The organism is Paraburkholderia fungorum, from assembly GCF_046027605.1.
GTDB classification, from domain to species: Bacteria; Pseudomonadota; Gammaproteobacteria; order Burkholderiales; family Burkholderiaceae; genus Paraburkholderia; species Paraburkholderia fungorum_F.
On the sequence record NZ_JAQQEF010000008.1, the window covers coordinates 87,196 to 103,453 of the forward strand.

General features: G+C 61.6%; 15 protein-coding genes and 1 pseudogene. 5 read left to right on the forward strand and 11 right to left on the reverse strand.

The window, feature by feature from the left end; translation table 11 throughout:
- Positions 1–151: 151 nt before the first annotated feature.
- Genes nusB through ribBA form a run of 3 tightly spaced genes read right to left on the reverse strand, consistent with a single transcriptional unit; the run spans position 152 to position 2,276 of the window.
- Positions 152–586, reverse strand: a complete 435-nt coding sequence (gene nusB / locus PQR53_RS15365; RefSeq protein ID WP_054037337.1) for a transcription antitermination factor NusB — start codon at positions 584–586, stop codon at positions 152–154.
- Positions 583–1,089 carry a 6,7-dimethyl-8-ribityllumazine synthase gene (ribH, locus tag PQR53_RS15370; RefSeq protein ID WP_006050161.1) on the reverse strand — a complete coding sequence of 169 codons (507 nt, stop codon included), beginning with the start codon at positions 1,087–1,089 and terminating at the stop codon, positions 583–585. The genes nusB and ribH overlap by 4 nt, the downstream gene beginning before the upstream one ends.
- A 50-nt stretch (positions 1,090–1,139) precedes the next feature.
- Positions 1,140–2,276 carry a bifunctional 3,4-dihydroxy-2-butanone-4-phosphate synthase/GTP cyclohydrolase II gene (ribBA, locus tag PQR53_RS15375; protein WP_408455169.1) on the reverse strand — a complete coding sequence of 379 codons (1,137 nt, stop codon included), beginning with the start codon at positions 2,274–2,276 and terminating at the stop codon, positions 1,140–1,142.
- 200 nt (positions 2,277–2,476) lie between these two features.
- Between ribBA and ilvD the strand changes: the two genes are divergently transcribed.
- A complete protein-coding gene (gene ilvD, locus PQR53_RS15380; protein WP_408455172.1) occupies positions 2,477–4,339 on the forward strand; it encodes a dihydroxy-acid dehydratase in 1,863 nt (620 codons plus the stop codon).
- Between the two features lie 250 nt (positions 4,340–4,589).
- Here the strand turns inward: ilvD and PQR53_RS15385 are convergent, their stop codons facing one another.
- The 6 genes from PQR53_RS15385 to PQR53_RS15410 all read right to left on the reverse strand — a co-directional run bounded on the left by PQR53_RS15385 (position 4,590) and on the right by PQR53_RS15410 (position 11,624).
- Entirely contained in the window at positions 4,590–6,557 is a 1,968-nt protein-coding gene (locus tag PQR53_RS15385; protein ID WP_408455175.1) for an APC family permease, read from the reverse strand.
- A 41-nt stretch (positions 6,558–6,598) separates the two neighbouring features.
- The gene (locus PQR53_RS15390; protein ID WP_408455627.1) at positions 6,599–6,964 is read right to left on the reverse strand and encodes a YkgJ family cysteine cluster protein; all 366 of its coding nucleotides are present in this window, start codon (positions 6,962–6,964) and stop codon (positions 6,599–6,601) included.
- A gap of 468 nt (positions 6,965–7,432) precedes the next feature.
- Positions 7,433–8,059, reverse strand: a complete 627-nt coding sequence (locus PQR53_RS15395; RefSeq protein ID WP_408455178.1) for a riboflavin synthase — start codon at positions 8,057–8,059, stop codon at positions 7,433–7,435.
- Positions 8,060–8,074: 15 nt separating this feature from the next.
- Positions 8,075–9,244, reverse strand: coding sequence for a bifunctional diaminohydroxyphosphoribosylaminopyrimidine deaminase/5-amino-6-(5-phosphoribosylamino)uracil reductase RibD (ribD, locus tag PQR53_RS15400; protein ID WP_408455180.1), 1,170 nt, complete (start codon positions 9,242–9,244; stop codon positions 8,075–8,077).
- A gap of 71 nt (positions 9,245–9,315) precedes the next feature.
- Positions 9,316–10,599: a glutamate-1-semialdehyde 2,1-aminomutase gene (gene hemL / locus PQR53_RS15405; RefSeq protein WP_408455183.1), complete on the reverse strand. Its 1,284-nt coding sequence runs from the start codon at positions 10,597–10,599 to the stop codon at positions 9,316–9,318.
- Between the two features lie 428 nt (positions 10,600–11,027).
- Positions 11,028–11,624 carry a hypothetical protein gene (locus tag PQR53_RS15410; RefSeq protein ID WP_408455185.1) on the reverse strand — a complete coding sequence of 199 codons (597 nt, stop codon included), beginning with the start codon at positions 11,622–11,624 and terminating at the stop codon, positions 11,028–11,030.
- Between the two features lie 380 nt (positions 11,625–12,004).
- Here PQR53_RS15410 and PQR53_RS15415 point away from each other — a divergent pair, with 380 nt between their 5' ends.
- From PQR53_RS15415 to PQR53_RS15430, 4 genes and pseudogenes are all read left to right on the forward strand, one after another.
- Positions 12,005–13,225 (forward strand): Bcr/CflA family multidrug efflux MFS transporter, encoded by a 1,221-nt coding sequence (locus tag PQR53_RS15415; RefSeq protein WP_408455188.1) that lies wholly within the window; start codon positions 12,005–12,007, stop codon positions 13,223–13,225.
- A gap of 194 nt (positions 13,226–13,419) precedes the next feature.
- The gene (locus PQR53_RS15420; RefSeq protein ID WP_054037416.1) at positions 13,420–13,650 is read left to right on the forward strand and encodes a hypothetical protein; all 231 of its coding nucleotides are present in this window, start codon (positions 13,420–13,422) and stop codon (positions 13,648–13,650) included.
- Positions 13,651–13,802: 152 nt separating this feature from the next.
- Positions 13,803–13,969: pseudogene (locus PQR53_RS15425) on the forward strand (RidA family protein); the annotation flags it as partial.
- A gap of 87 nt (positions 13,970–14,056) precedes the next feature.
- Positions 14,057–14,293 (forward strand): integrase arm-type DNA-binding domain-containing protein, encoded by a 237-nt coding sequence (locus PQR53_RS15430; protein ID WP_408455191.1) that lies wholly within the window; start codon positions 14,057–14,059, stop codon positions 14,291–14,293.
- 110 nt (positions 14,294–14,403) lie between these two features.
- Here the strand turns inward: PQR53_RS15430 and PQR53_RS15435 are convergent, their stop codons facing one another.
- Together PQR53_RS15435 and PQR53_RS15440 are read right to left on the reverse strand one after the other, a co-directional pair.
- A complete protein-coding gene (locus tag PQR53_RS15435) occupies positions 14,404–14,904 on the reverse strand; it encodes a hypothetical protein (RefSeq protein ID WP_408455194.1) in 501 nt (166 codons plus the stop codon).
- Complete coding sequence (locus tag PQR53_RS15440; protein WP_408455197.1) at positions 14,898–16,061, reverse strand: DUF6402 family protein; 1,164 nt, start codon at positions 16,059–16,061, stop codon at positions 14,898–14,900. Before PQR53_RS15440 ends, PQR53_RS15435 begins: the two co-directional genes overlap by 7 nt.
- Positions 16,062–16,258 lie beyond the last annotated feature (197 nt).

Genomic DNA, 16,258 nt, shown 5'->3' on the forward strand with positions numbered 1-16,258 from the left:
CTGGCGAGATGGCGCTGCATTGTTCAGTTTGGGCTTCAACGGGCCGCCGGACGAACCGGCGGCTGGCGATCACAACAAGCCGGCGATCCGCGGCCGGAGACCGGCGAATCCACGTGAGCGCACGCGCATGACCAGGTCACGCCCCTTACCCTCAATGCTTGCGAGCCGCCTGCGTTTCAGCGGCGCGCAGTTGCGCCGACAGCTTGTCCAGCACACCGTTCACGTACTTGTAACCGTCTGCGCCGCCAAACGTCTTGGCGAGTTCCACCGCTTCGTTGATGACCACGCGATAGGGGATATCGACGTGATTCTTCAGTTCGAACGCGGCGACCAGCAACACGGCGCGTTCAACCGGTGAAAGCTGGTCGATCGGGCGGTCGAGGCACGGTGCGATATCCGCGGAAAGCGCTTCCGAATCGCGGATCACGCCGTGCAGGATGGCGTCCAGATGTTCGTGGTCGGCCTTGTCGAAGCCTTGCGCGCCGCGCAATTGCGCGTCGATTTCACCGCCGGGCGAGCCCGACAGCAGCCACTGATAAAGCCCCTGCGTGGCCAGTTCGCGGGAGCGTCGGCGTGCGCTCTTCATGCCTCTTCCTCTTCTTCGTCTTCTTCTTCGTCGTCACCGCCAAGTTGTTCGAGCGCGACGGCGAGATTGGCCATTTCGACAGCGACGCGCGCGGCGTCACGACCCTTCTCGGTCATGCGTGCGACGGCTTGCTCGTCGTTTTCCGTGGTCAACACGGCGTTCGCGACCGGAATGCCGAAGTCGAGGCCGATACGCGTGATGCCCGCGCCGCTTTCATTCGACACCAGCTCGAAGTGGTACGTCTCGCCGCGAATCACCGCGCCCAGCGCGATCAGTGCGTCGAATTGCGCGCTTTCGGCGAGCTTTTGCAGTGCCAGCGGGATCTCCAGCGCGCCCGGCACGGTGACCAGCAGCACGTCTTCGCCGGTCACACCGAGGCGTTCGAGTTCTTCGATGCACGAATCCGCGAGACCGTTGCAGACAGGTTCGTTAAAACGCGCCTGGACGATGCCGATACGCAGTCCGTCGCCGTCGAGATTCGGTTGATATTGTCCGATTTCCATGAGAATTCCGTAGTGTTTTGAGTTGGCGCTTAAGCGCGTGAATGGTCGGATCAGCCTTGTTGCGGAGCCTGTGCGATGCTGCCCGGCATGGGCACGAAGCCGGTGACTTCGAGGCCGTAGCCCGACATGCTGCCCAGCTTGCGCGGGTTCGACAGCACCTGCATCTTGCCGACACCCAGCTCACGCAAAATCTGCGCGCCGATGCCGTACGTCTTGAAGTCGACCGGCCGGCGTTTGAGTGCCTCGGCTTTTTCCTTCGAGTCGAACGCCTTGAACACGTCGACCAGATGTTCCTTCGAATCGCCACAATTCAGCAGCACGATCACACCGAGATCGCGTTGGGCGATCTCTTTCATCGCCGCGTCCAGCGTCCACGAATGAGTGGACTTGCCGACTTCGAGCAGATCCAGCATGGACAGCGGCTCGTGCACCCGCACCGGCGTGTCGCGTTCCGCGCTCGGCGTGCCGCGCACCAGTGCGATATGCGGCTGGCCGCTCGGCTGGTCGAGGTACATCACCGCGCGAAACGCGCCGTGCGCGGTTTGCATGGTGCGTTCGCAAATGCGCTCGACGATCGATTCGGTACGGCTGCGGTAGTGGATCAGATCCGCGATCGTGCCGATTTTCAGATCGTGCTCTTTGGCGAACTCCATCAGATCCGGCAGGCGCGCCATCGTGCCGTCGTCCTTGATGACTTCGCAGATCACCGCGGCCGGCGTGAGGCCTGCCAGCGCGGTGAAGTCGCAGCCGGCCTCGGTATGGCCGGCGCGCACCAGCACGCCGCCGGGCTGCGCCATGATCGGGAACACGTGGCCCGGCTGGACGATGTGCTCGGCCTTGGCGTCCGGCGCGACCGCCGCGGCGATCGTGCGGGCGCGGTCGGCCGCGGAAATGCCGGTGGTAACGCCTTCCGCCGCTTCGATGCTGACCGTGAACGCCGTGCCGTACTGCGTGCCGTTGCGATAGGTCATCAGCGGCAGGTTCAGCGTCTTGCAGCGTTCCTGCGTGAGCGTGAGGCAGATCAGGCCGCGGCCGTAGCGGGCCATGAAGTTGATCGCTTCCGGCGTGACGAATTCGGCGGCGATCACGAGGTCGCCCTCGTTTTCGCGATCTTCTTCGTCGACGAGGATCACCATCCGGCCTGCTTTCAGTTCGGCAATGATCTCTTGAGTGGAGGCGAGCGTCATGTTGGCGGAGTTTTTCGAAGAAAGCGCGTATTTTACGCCACGCGCGCCCCCAAGTCGCCTGCGCCAGACGGCATAGGACGTTTGGCGAGGCACCTGGGCGCTCTGGCGGCGGTTTGACGGGGCGACGTTGCTATAATTCGGCGCGCCCGCGAAGGCCGCCTCCAGACAACAATTTCCCCGCTAAACGTTCGAGACAGATCATGCCGCACTATCGCTCACGCACATCGACTCACGGTCGCAACATGGCCGGCGCCCGCGCCTTGTGGCGCGCCACCGGAATGAAAGACGGCGATTTCGGCAAGCCGATCATCGCCGTGGTGAACTCGTTCACCCAGTTTGTGCCGGGCCATGTGCATCTGCGCGACCTGGGCGCGCTGGTCGCGAAAGAGATTGAAGCGGCCGGCGGTGTAGCCAAGGAATTCAACACCATCGCAGTAGATGACGGCATCGCCATGGGCCACGGCGGCATGCTGTATTCGCTGCCCTCGCGCGAGCTGATCGCCGACTCGGTGGAATACATGGTCAACGCGCACTGCGCTGACGCGATGGTCTGCATCTCCAATTGCGACAAGATCACCCCGGGCATGCTGATGGCCGCGATGCGCCTGAACATTCCCGTCGTATTCGTGTCCGGCGGTCCGATGGAAGCGGGCAAGGTCAAATCGCCGAGCGACGGCCAGGTGATCGCCAAGATCGACCTGATCGACGCAATGATCAAGGCTGCCGACTCCAAAGTCAGCGACGCCGAACTGGCCGAAGTCGAGCGCAGCGCCTGTCCGACGTGCGGTTCCTGTTCGGGCATGTTCACCGCGAACTCGATGAATTGCCTGACGGAAGCGATTGGTCTGGCGTTGCCCGGCAACGGCACGATCGTCGCCACCCACGCCTGGCGCAAGGGCCTGTTCGAACAGGCCGGGCGCCTCGTGGTGGACCTGTGCCGCCGCTACTATCAGGAAGAAGACGCGTCGGTCCTGCCGCGCAGCATCGCCACCAAGCAGGCATTCGAGAACGCCATGGCGCTCGACGTCGCCATGGGCGGTTCGACCAATACCGTGTTGCACCTGCTGGCTGCCGCGCAGGAAGCCGGCGTCGATTTCACGATGTCCGACATCGACCGCATCTCGCGCAAAGTGCCGTGCCTGTGCAAAGCGGCGCCCGCAACGGACAAATACCATATCGAAGACGTGCACCGTGCCGGCGGCATCCTCGGCATTCTCGGTGAACTGGCGCGGGCGGAGCTGCTGGATCTGTCGTGCGGCAACGTGCATAGCGGCACGCTGGGCAATGCGATTGCAAAGTGGGACGTCGCCGGCGGCGCGGGCGAAGAAGCGCAGAAATTCTTCCGCGCGGCTCCGGGCGGCATTCCGACCACGGTTGCATTCAGTCAGGAAGCCACCTTCGCATCGCTCGATACCGACCGCAAGACCGGCTGTATCCGCAGCAAGCAGGACGCGTATTCGAAAGACGGCGGCCTCGCCGTGCTGTACGGCAACCTCGCGGAGAAGGGCTGTATCGTCAAGACCGCGGGTGTCGACGAATCGCAGTGGATCTTCTCGGGGCGTGCACGCGTTTTCGAAAGCCAGGACGACGCCGTCGAAGCCATTCTGGGCGACAAGGTCGTGGCGGGCGACGTGGTCGTGATCCGTTACGAAGGTCCCAAGGGCGGCCCCGGCATGCAGGAAATGCTTTATCCCACGTCGTATCTGAAATCGAAGGGCTTGGGCAAGACCTGTGCGCTGTTCACCGACGGCCGTTTCTCCGGCGGCTCGTCAGGTCTGGTGATCGGTCATGCGTCGCCGGAAGCAGCCGAAGGCGGCACGATCGGTCTGGTGGAAGAGGGCGATGTGATCGAGATCGACATTCCGAACCGCAAGATGCATCTGGTGGTATCGGACGAGGCATTGGCACGCCGCCGCGAAGCGATGGAAGCGCGCGGCGACAAGGCCTGGATGCCGGTGGATCGAGAACGCGTGGTATCGCAGGCGTTGCAGGCTTATGCGGCGCTCGCCACATCCGCCGACCGTGGCGCCGTGCGCGATCTCTCGCAATTGAAGCGCAAGTGAAGCTTCAGTGAGGCGCAACCGAACAGCTCGTTGAGGTATGAGCCGTGAAGCTGGGGCAGCGTTCGCAATTAACGCTGCCCTTTTTCATTCCAATGATTTCAACGGTTGTCGGCCGTCTTGCGACGCCGGGAGCATCCGTTCCCCATACCACGTCGTATTGGCCGAGAAAGCAGGCGGCATTGCCGTGTCAGCCTGACGAACCAGCCCACGGCCCGCGGTGGCACCTTCGGTTGTAACGCCAGGCCGTCCGTCAACCGATGTTCATCGGCAGGAGCATCATCTGCCTGCCTTGCGACCGCAGGCGCCTCTGGATCCCGGCCGGCGTTCGATTGCGCAGCCATGCCGACAGCACGTTGACCCGCTTGAAGACGAGCGTGCTGGCGAAGCACACGCTGTTCGGGAACTCGTCCATGGTGGCTTCGGTAAGTCGCATCAGTCCGTCCTTCGGCCGCGTGACAAAGGCGATCCGGAAATCGGCTGCAAACCCCTGATAGCGACTCTGGGCAATATAGTACGCAAGCGATGCCGACATCTCTTGCCGCAAATGCTCCATATGCTTCGCGTCTTCCCAGCTTTGCGCGTCCACTTCGCCGACCGCCAGCACGATCACGTTGTCGAACTTCCCAGGAAATTTGCGCGCAACACCAAGCAGCGCATGCATGCTGGTGCCGCGGTGCCGGTCGACAAGCACGATCGCGGTTGAGCGCAACGGGTCTGGCCTGAGCGGTAAGTCGCCGTCGACCTCTGGCGCCGCACCGGCAAACGCTGCCTCTTCCTTCGCCAATTGCGCGCTGGTTTGCCTGTAGTGACGCCTGACGAGAAAACACAACATGATCACCACGCCTGTAATCAGCACGGTCAGCCAGCCGCCCGCCGTGAACTTTTCGACGAGCGTCACGGCCAGCACGGTGACCGTCGTCGATAAACCGAGCAGCGCCAGCGCAAACGCCCGCAACCAGCCTTGGCGGCCACGCCGACCCCACCGGTAGATGCACAGGCCGAGAAATGACAGGCTGAACGTCAGGAATACGTTGATGCTGTAGAGCACCACGAGTGTGGTCACATCGCCGTGCGTCCATAGCAGGACCGCGAGATTCGCAGCGCCGATGACGATAACGCCATTCCGCCGTACCAGCCGCCGTGACAGGTGGCGGAAACAACGCGGCACCCATGAGTCCGCTGACATGTTCGACAGGACCGTGGGTCCGTCGAGGAATCCGGCTTGCGCACCGACGAGCAGCAGCCCTGCCTCCAACGCAAGCACGGCAGCGAGTAGCGCGTGGCGTGCAAGCGCCGAGCCGATCCCGAGATGATCGATCACGCTGCCAAATACCACGGCGTTGAGCGTTTTCCCCTCGACCGGCCTCACGTGCCAAAGCATGTAAAGCATGATGATGCCGCCCGCCGTGAACGCGAGCGACGCCGCCATGTAGAACATGGTCCACCTGCCATTGCGCACGCGCGGCTCAACGATCATGCTCACGTTGTTCGACACGGCTTCAAGACCGGTATAGGTGCCCCCACCCAGCGAGAACGCTCGCATCAGCAACGCCGCGAGCAGGAGCGGGCCGAATGCGTGCGACATGCCGCGCGCCTCGCCCACGGCGGCCGGCACGATCGCCGCCAGTTGATCGCCGTGGACTGCCACGCCGTATACGATCAGCGCCGCATGAAGCGCGACGAAACCAAGAAAAACCGGCAGCAGCACGAGGATGGACTGCTTCATGCCGCGCAGGTTAAGGCAGCTCATCAACACGATCAGACCTAGCTCCGTGACGAGCCTGAACGCCTGGGCGGTTGCGGGCAGCAGACTAAACAAGGCTTCGACACCACTCGCGATCGACGTCGCGACGGTCAGCACATAGTCGACCAGCAGCGCCGCGCCAGACACGGCGCCGCAGCGCGGGCCGAGCAACTCGGTCGCGACGCGATATCCGCCCCCACCGGCGGGGAACAATTCGATGATCTGGCTGTAGCCGAACGCGATGATAAAGACGGTGGCCGCCGTCGCCGATGCGAGAAACAGCGCGAGTGGCGTGTGCTGCCCGAGTGCGAGGAACGCCTCCTCGGGACCATAGCAGGCGGAAGACAGTCCATCTGCGCCGAGACCGATCAACGCGAACAGCGGCGTAATCGCGATGGCCTGGCGCGTGCGTGGGTCGAGCGGATCGAGCGCCTCGCCAGCGATCAGCTTCCTTATTTTCCGGCAGGCGGTCATGGCGGATGGGTTAGCCCGTGAGCGTCCGTGGATCAGTCATTTCATGTGGCCGTCGCTATACCGCGCTTCAACGGCGGCAGTCCGATAGCCTTGCGTAGTCGCTGGCAGTCCGGATTGGGTGTGCCATCCACGGACCACACGCGATACTCCCGACACGGAGACGGACGTAGCGGATATATCCCGCACCGGATACCAGGCTTGCCCACCGTGCCGCGCAAGGCAATGCAACGTCCATGGCCCGCTTCGGTGCCCTTCATGCACACCATCACGGGATTGATCGCGCTGACCATGTCGTCGGGCACCGTGCCGCACGGCGAGCTTGCCATCTCGCCCATATACATCGACACCCGGAAGTGCTGGCAGCAGGCGCCGCACGACAGGCACGGGTTATCCACGTCGTCGGCCATGTCCACGCGAATACGATTGTCGTCTTCAAGGTGGACAATTTGAATGACATTATTTTTAGTCATTTTCTAAATATCAAGACGCTTTCCGTCGATGTCGGGCGGCGATAACAATAGTCGGGCGCCGCAGCCTGGAACGGCGGCGGGAAGGCGGTTTCACGCTGAGGCGTATTGAGAAATCCGTGATGCCCGGTGGCAGTGCACAGAGTACTTCCAGCGCGATATATTCGTTATAAAATTTCGACGAATAGAATTAAAACGCCGTATTTACGCGCGTTTTAAATGCCGCTTCTGGTTGGAGAATGCGATTGCAGCAGAGTGGAGTCGCTGAATTTCTGGATCGTGACGGTATACGAACCGCAGAAAGCGGCCGTATAGCGTCAGGGATATCGTCACAAAGCCGCAGATCAGATCAATGGGCTTCGTGAGTCGGCAATCGACGGTGGCTTCTCAAAAGCCGAATTACTTCAATCAGGTTGGGCCGTCCTGAGACGTGCTGAGCATCCGCTCCACATACCGCGCAATCAGATCGATCTCGAGATTCACCTGCGAACCCTCGCGCAGATTCTTGAGCGACGTCACCTGCACCGTGTGCGGAATCAGGTTGATCGAGAATTCGCAGCCGTCGTCGCGATCCTTGACCGAGTTGACCGTCAGGCTCACGCCGTTGACCGTGATCGAGCCTTTGAACGCCAGATAGCGGCCAATCTCGCGCGGCGCCAGCACGCGCAGTTCGTGCGACTCGCCGACCGGCGCAAAACGCGTGACCGTGCCGAGGCCGTCCACGTGACCGGAGACGATGTGGCCGCCGAGCCGGTCGTGCGCGCGCAGTGCTTTCTCGAGATTGACTTCGCCCGGCTCGCCCAGACCGACCGTGCAGTTCAGACTTTCGCGCGACACGTCCACTTCGAACGAATGCGCGGTTTTTTCCACCACCGTCATGCAGGCGCCCTGGATCGTGATGCTGTCGCCGAGTTGCACGTCGTCGAGATCGAGGCCGCCGGCTTCGACGTTCAGACGCACGCCCGCATCGCCATCGGTGCCGAGGGGTTTGACTGATTCGATGCGGCCCACTGCCGCGACGATTCCTGTAAACATCGTACTAATCCTTGATCAATTCGAAGGGGGTTGGGGCGCGGGATCGGAACCGGCTTCGGGCGCCGGCTCTGGTGCGACGCGAGGCACGAAGCGCGCGAGAATCCGCAGATCGTCGCCGATCCGGTCGACCGCGTGGAAATTCAGTTGCACGCGGCCTTCGAGCGTTTCCGGTGCGTTCAGATTGAACATGCTCATCGAGTCCATGCCGAGCAGGCTCGGCGCCAGATAGATCAGCAGCTCGTCGACACAGCCTTCGCGCAGCAGCGAGCCGTTCAGTTTGTAGCCGGCCTCGACGTGCAGTTCGTTCACATGACGCTCGCCGAGCACTTTCAGCATGGCGGGCAGGTCGACCTTGCCCGCCGCGTTCGCCAGTTGCACGATTTCCGCGCCGCGATCGCGCAGCGCGGCAGCGCGCTCGGTATGACGCTCGTCGAGATTGCCGCAGAAAATCAGGGTGGGTGCGCCGGCCAGAATCTGCGCTTCGGGCGGCACGTCGAGCTGGGCGTCGATCAGCACGCGTTGTGGTTGGCGCGGTGTGTCGACGGCACGCACGGTCATGCGCGGATCGTCTTCCCGCACGGTGCCGATGCCCGTCAGAATCGCCGACGCGCGGGCGCGCCACGCATGACCATCGGCGCGAGCCGCTTCGCCGGTAATCCATTGACTGATGCCCGACGGCAAGCCCGTGCGGCCGTCCAGCGAGGCTGCCACCTTCATGCGGACCCACGGACGCTCGCGTGTCATGCGCGACACGAAGCCGATGTTCAGTTCGTGCGCTTCGTTGGCGAGCAGCCCGCAACGCACTTCGATACCGGCGTCGCGCAGCATCTTGAGACCGCGCCCGGAGACTTGTGGATTGGGGTCTTCCATCGCCGCGACCACGCGCTCGACCTGCGCTTCGATCAACGCATTCGCGCATGGCGGCGTGCGGCCGAAATGGCTGCACGGCTCGAGCGTCACATAGGCCGTGGCGCCGCGCAGATCATGACCGCGCGAACGCGCGTCCTTCAACGCGCGGATTTCGGCGTGGTCCTGGCCGGCCGGTTGCGTGAAGCCTTCGCCGATCACCTCGCCGTGCTTGACGAGCACGCAACCGACCCGCGGATTGGGATCGGTCGTATACATGCCGAGCTTGGCTAGCGCGAGCGCGCGTTCCATATGGACGAAGTCGGTTTGCGAAAACATCGGTATCCGGTCGGGTACAGTGGCTAGTCAGTATTGGCCTGGGTGTCGGCGGCTTGCGCGTCTGGCCCGCTTCAGGCCGCGAGCGAGGCGAATGCGCCACGCGCGGTGTCGATTGTCGCGTCGATGATCGCGTTGTCGTGCGCGATCGAAACGAAGCCCGCTTCATATGCCGACGGCGCGAAGTACACGCCCGCGTCGAGCATCTTGTGGAAGAACGCGTTGAAACGCGGCACGTCGCTCTTCGTGACTTCGGCGAAACTCGTTGGTACCGAATCGGTGAAGTAGAGGCCGAACATGCCGCCGAGCGAATCGGCCGCGAACGGCACTTTCGCTTCGCGCGCGACATTTGCGAGACCTTGTGCGAGACGCGTGGTGCGGGCGGTAAGCGTTTCATAGAAGCCCGGCGCCTGAATCAGTTGCAGCGTCTTCAGGCCCGCGGCGACCGCGATCGGATTGCCCGACAGCGTGCCCGCCTGGTAGACGCCGCCGAGCGGCGCGAGGTGAGCCATGATGTCGCGCCGGCCGCCGAAGGCCGCCGCCGGCATGCCGCCGCCGATCACTTTGCCCAGACACGTCAGATCCGGCGCGATGCCGTACACCTCTTGCGCGCCACCCAGGGCGACGCGGAAACCGCACATCACTTCGTCGAAAATCAGTACCGAGCCGTACTCGGTGCACAGGCGCCGCAAGGCTTGCAGGAATTCCGGCGTGGCGCGCACGAGGTTCATGTTACCCGCCACCGGCTCGACGATCACCGAGGCAATCTCGTTGCCGAACGCCTTGAACGCTTCTTCGAGTTCGGTGACGTTGTTGTATTCAAGGACGGTAGTGTGTTTGGCGATGTCGACCGGCACACCCGCCGAAGTCGGATTGCCGAACGTGAGCAGGCCCGACCCGGCTTTGACCAGCAGGCTGTCCGCGTGGCCGTGATAGCAGCCTTCGAACTTGACGATGCGGCTGCGGTTCGTGAAGCCGCGCGCGAGACGCAGCGCGCTCATGGTCGCTTCGGTGCCGCTCGAGACCATGCGGACCTGTTCGATCGACGGCACCAGTTTGCAGATTTCCTCGGCGATTTCCACTTCTGATTCGGTCGGCGCGCCGAACGAGAAGCCGTTGGCGAGCACGCGTTGGACCGCTTCCAGAACTTCCGGGTGGACGTGGCCGAGGATCATCGGGCCCCACGAGCCGATGTAGTCTGTGTAGCGTTGGCCGTCCGCGTCCCAGAAGTACGGGCCTTGTGCGCGCTCGATGAAGCGCGGTGTGCCGCCGACCGAGCGGAAGGCGCGGACCGGCGAGTTCACGCCGCCGGGGATGGTGCGCTGCGCGCGGTCGAAGAGGGTCTGGTTTTTGGACATGGTGATAACTGGAATTTGGGTTGCGCAGTGGCGCGCGGGGTCTGGAGGGGGGCGGCGCCGCGCTGGGGTGTGTGGAGAAATTGTACCGGAGTCGGGGGGAAGGGGTTTTGTGGTGCCCCATGCTGGGGCGGGGCGCTGTTTTTTTTGGTTTTTTCCTGGTCTGGGTTTTTGGCCTTTCCTTGATTTGATATTGGTCTATTAGTGTCGCCCCTGTGCGGGGCGGCACTTACTTTCTTTGCCGCGGCAAAGAAAGATAAGCAAAGAAAGCCGCTCACCCCGCCAGCTCATAAGCGGGGCCCCTGCACAGCCACGGTAGTGGTGCATCTGGAATCCGTGTTCTCGCACATTCGGCGCGAGTGACCAGGCAGTCATTCTTCCAGCGGCGCTACGCGCGGTGTAGCGGTAGTTCATCAACCCGGCGCCGGCGGTTAGGCCTTGTGCGGGCGTTTTGCTGTCGGTTTGTTCGGTGTGGGTTTCGGCGGTGTACTTGCGTGGCCTCTTGCGGCGGTTTTCTCTGCCGCCGCCTTGTGTGCCGTTACCTTGCTGGAGTGCGTGGGGGCCTTCGGGGCGTCGAACTTCGGTGGCTTACGCTTACCCGTGAACTCGGCCCAGCGCTTTTCGAGGGCGCCTTCCGCCATCGGCTTGATCATGGTGCCCGAGCTCTGTGCGTCCCACGTTTGTACCGAAAATGGATGCGTACGCAACATCTCGCGTGGAATCACGACGCCCTCGTGGGCGTCGACCACCCAGTCGTACACGAAGTCGATGCACAACCGGTAACCCCGCTTCGTCGCCGGGTCAGGGACTTCGTACGGCGCACGTGTCACGTAGCCCGAGCCGAAAATGCCCTTGGGTTCCTGAGCGACACGGTGCAGAAAAACTCGATCGCCCGGCATGATGCTGCGGGCAAATCCGCACCCCCACACGTCAGCCACCGCTACGCCCGCAGCGACCCGCTTCGCCACGTCCGGCAACTCGGGCCACGGCCATTTCTTGGGGCTCCAGATCAACAGGAAGGCAGTCATGATGAAGTCGGAATAAGGCAGTGTGAAAAAGCGCGCGGCACCATGCAAGACGCAAGACGCAAGACGCAAGACGCAAGACGCAAGACGCAAGACGCAAGACGCAAGACGCAAGACGACGCAGACGACGATGCAAGCGCAGCGCAGACACCAGGACGAATGGGCAGGGTCGTGTCATGCCTGGAGGCGCGCCAGAAGCGTTCTGGCGGCAGCTTAACCGATCGGCGGCGCGCCTGTCGCGGTGTATGAATGGGCCGCACGGCTCGGTCCTCGCGCGTCGCACGGTTTGACTGTCGCGTACAATTGGGGCCGTTCAGTTGCTGTTTTCCCCGTTTCACTGCGTTTCGCTGCCGATCACGGCGCGGCGCTTCATCTGGATTCCCATGTCTCACGTCACCAGACGCCGGCCCGATGGCCGGCTGATTCTGTTGCTCGGTGCGCTTGCCGCATGCGGGCCGATTTCCATCGATATGTATCTGCCAAGCCTGCCGACTATCGCGCAGGCATTCGCCATCAGCACCGGCGCCGCGCAAACCACGCTGACCAGCTTCATGTTCGGCTTTTCGATCGGCATGCTGCTCTATGGTCCACTGTCGGATACCTATGGCCGACGGCCCGTGCTGCTCGGCGGCATCATCATGTATGCGTTGGCCAGCGTGGCATGCGCGCTCTCGTTTTCAATCGGATCGCTGGTGGTCTTCCGTTTCGTGCAGGCGCTCGGCGCGGGTGCGGCCTCGGTGCTGGCGCGCGCGATCGCCCGCGACGCGCACGGGCCGACCGATGCCGCACGCGTGCTGTCGATGCTCGCCATCGTCACGTCGATCGGGCCGTTGCTCGCGCCGCTGATCGGCGGGCAGTTGCTGTTGCTCGGCGGCTGGCGTGTCGTCTTTATCGTGTTGACGCTATTCGGTGCGGTGTGCGCGGTGACCGCCTTCCTCAAGGTGCCGGAGACGTGGCCGCCAGAGAAGCGTGCGCACTCGGCGCTGCTGAAATCATTCGGCGCCTATGGCAAGTTGCTGCGCGATCCGGTAGCGTGGGGGCATATGCTGTGCGGCGGCATGGCGTTCGCCTCGATGTTCGCGTACATCACCGCGACGCCGTTTGTGTACATCGAATATTTCCACGTATCGGCGCAGCACTACGGCTTTTTGTTCGCGCTGAATATCGTCGGCATCATGTTCGGCAACTTCATGAATACGCGCCTCGTCGGCCGGCTCGGTTCGCTGCCGATCATCTCTTTTGCCGCGACCGTGAGTTGCATCGCGTCCCTGTTCGTCTGCCTTGTCTCGCTGACCGGGTGGGGTGGCTTGTGGTCGATTGTCTTCGGTCTGTTCTTCGTGGTCGGCGTCGTCGGGCTGTTGTCCGCTAACTGCACGACCGATCTGATGCATCGCTATCCAGTGAATGCCGGCGCTGCGGCCGCCGTGTTCGGCGCCGTGCAGTTGGCGCTCGGTGCGTTGTCGAGTCTCGCCGTCGGACTTTGGCAGGATGGCTCGCCCAAAGGCATGGGCGTCGTGGTGGGCGTTGCGGGCGTGCTGTGTTACGTCGGCCGGATTCTGGTGGTCAAGTGGCATGGAATGAAGCTGCCCGCGGCCACCGTTTGAATCTGTGGCTGGATGAAGTGGGCGTCAGTCGCTAAAGGGGATCATTGCTCCTTGGCTGAAACGCGCGGCAAGCTTGCTGTTGCGCGTTGCACTGATCGGCGCGTCTACGGAAAACACCAGGTGTTGCGCGCGCGCGACCGTGCGTTTCAATTTGCATTGCTATGATGGCGTCACTGTTCCTCGGAGCGGCACTCATGGCGATCAGAGATTTGATGAACGGCGAGCGGCAACATGCTGCCTTCGCGGAAGCGCAGAAGCTGGCAGACAGCGGCGCCTATCACGATTACACAGACATCGAATACGTCTTGCGCTTTGATTACGGTTTGTCTGATGTATCGGCGCTGCTCGACAGCCAGTTGATGCATCGCGATCTGAATCGCCGTTGCGCCGATGCGCGTGAGAAGCTGGACGCACTTAGCGTGTGAGGCGAGCGGCGAGTGGCTGAGCCGCAAGAAGGGCGCTCGCAAACGTGGGTGAGTCGCATGCAGTGTCATGCGCGTCGTCACGCGTGGCGATGTCACCGTCCCCTTTTGGAGTTCGATACATAGCGGATAGCCAGAATAGCCGGTACGTCCCCGGCAGCACCATCGCGCAACTCGTGCAGGTGCGCGTCTATGTTGCCGATGTCGAACACTGGGCAAGCTTCAATCAGATCTACGCGCGTTGGGCAGGCGACGCGTCGTGCTGGCGCCTCATCTGCACCACGGATTCCAGATCAAGGTTGAGGCGTCCGGCCTGGTTTGAGTCGTGGCGGTGGCGTGGGCGAACCGTCGAAGGTAGAAATGAAAACGGGCCCCAAGGCCCGTTTTCATTGATTGTCTGGCGGAGACAGTGTCCGCCCGAGTTCATTCAACACGGCGAGAAGCCGTATTCGACGGCAAGGTGACGGGGTTGCTGCTGACGCCGACCAACAACGGCAGAAAATGGACACTACGCTTTACCAGCCCGCTAACGGGCAAGCGGCGCGACCCCGGATTCGGAACCTACCCGGAAACGTCGATTGTCAGCGCTCGTAAGTTGAAGCGGCCTATCACCGTACCGATCTGCTGGGACAGCGAAGGCCACTGATGGGAAGCGTGGTCGAAGCACGTCTGCGAAACCTGACGCCGATCAGCATTCAGGTTTGCTTCGTATTCGGCCTGCAACTGCGGATGCCGCCGGCAGCCGTAACGCCGCATCTACGGCAACTTTGCCCGAATCTGGTCAAATAGCGACGGGGGCAATCTGATTAAGCTGTCGCCTTCGGCGCAGGCGTCAAATGCCATTTGTTTATCCACAATAAGTTTTGAAAATCCAGCGTGGCAATTGTATGTGCGCTCCGCAAGCACCCAATTTGTCTGACTGTCGTACACGCGCAAACTACTGAATCCGGCGTCCAACGTGCATTGCTTTGCGATAAAGTCGCCGCCCTCAGATGCGTGTGATTCGCATGCGTGCCCGGTACGTCGAAGCTCGACAAGCCAAACATAGTGAGCAAAAAATGTAATGCCCGCTGTTGCTGCAACAATCACCGCAACGGCCTTACCCATCCGATTGAAACGTCGGCGCATCCGCTCGCGTGCTCCAAACAGCGCAACCAGACCGGCAATAACCAGATAGCAAAGTAGGAGCAATGCAATAACCGGGCTGGCAAACGCAAACCCGGCCCAAATATCGTTAGCTATATCCAGGATCACCAAACCACCTCGATCGGGCGTAACACGAGAAGCAAAACAAACCGATCAGAATAAATGGTGAAGTCCCCACCGCGATGATGTTTCAATTGCCATTTTCGAAAATCGCTGTTGCGCACAGGATAGTAGGCGTTCCCCCTACCTTTTTGGTCACCAAGCTTCACGGCAAAGTTAGCCCATTCCCGGTTGGCTAGAGTCGATGCTTCCGTAAGCGGAACGACGATTACACCCTTGCTGCTCCAGTGCCCCAAGTATTGCGACGCGCTGCCTGGGTTGGTGGTAAAGGTGTCGTTATCTTTGATATAGACAGAGATTTTGCTCACCCTCGCCGAGCGAGCACTAACAAATGCTTTTTCAATGGCAACGTAGAACGTGAATGATCCGAGGGCCGCCGTAAGATCATCCGGGACGCCTCGATCCGCAACGGATCTATTGCGTGCCTGCTCCAGCTTCTGCGACCATGTGCTCTCGACTCCGGCTCGCTCGAATTGAAGGTATTCGTGGATGTCTTCAATTTGCATTGAGCCGGCGTCAACGTTGGTACTGGCCGGATAGCGCTGCAAAATTTTGGCTAATTGCTGCAACGACGCCTGGCTGTAGATCACGTTTTTAATCAGGTTTTCGTATTGCGCCTTTGCGCGCTCGAAACCCAACACCCACTTCATCGTCACATCGCTCTTGTCAATCATGGCCGGTGGGTACCGCTCGCCATGCTGATTCAGCCCTGCGCTTTCGGCCTTATCGTCCGGCGAATAATTAAGGTCGCCTGCGAACCACCTCTCCATCAGTTTTGCACCCATCGGCAACCCCAACGCTCGCATCGTCACAGGAATCTCCTGAATAACAAATGGCGGTACGGTGTCCTGGCTTTGCTGTTTGGCTGACGCGGACTTGGGCGAGGTGCGCGTATCGCCACCCCAAGGCGTATCGAGCCATTTTCTAAAGCTCGAGAAGGCTGCTGCGGCGTCTTTCCTGAATTCTTCGCGTGTCCATGGGCGGGCCAGTGTTGGTGCGGGCGCAGCTGGGCCAAGTAGCGCCGGGGGCGGTCTGTCCGAGGTAAGTTCAGCCTGATCGACAATTTCACAACCGTCTGCGCCGCCGCAAAGAACCCACTTGTTAATAAACCAACTGACCTTGTAATAGGGAATTTTGGCAAAGTTCATGGACGTTCTAGTGACCTCCCGTAGCCGTAGCCGTAGCGGGACGCGAATCGACCGTGACGAAAAGGCGCTTCGTTTCTTTTTCCTTCTGTTTCTGCATGAAGTCTCCTGTCTAAAAATGGCGTGTCGTGTCGCCAGCAGGAATGCACCCGAAATTCGGACGCAGCCCCGTTCAAACATGGTGGACAACTACAGCAATC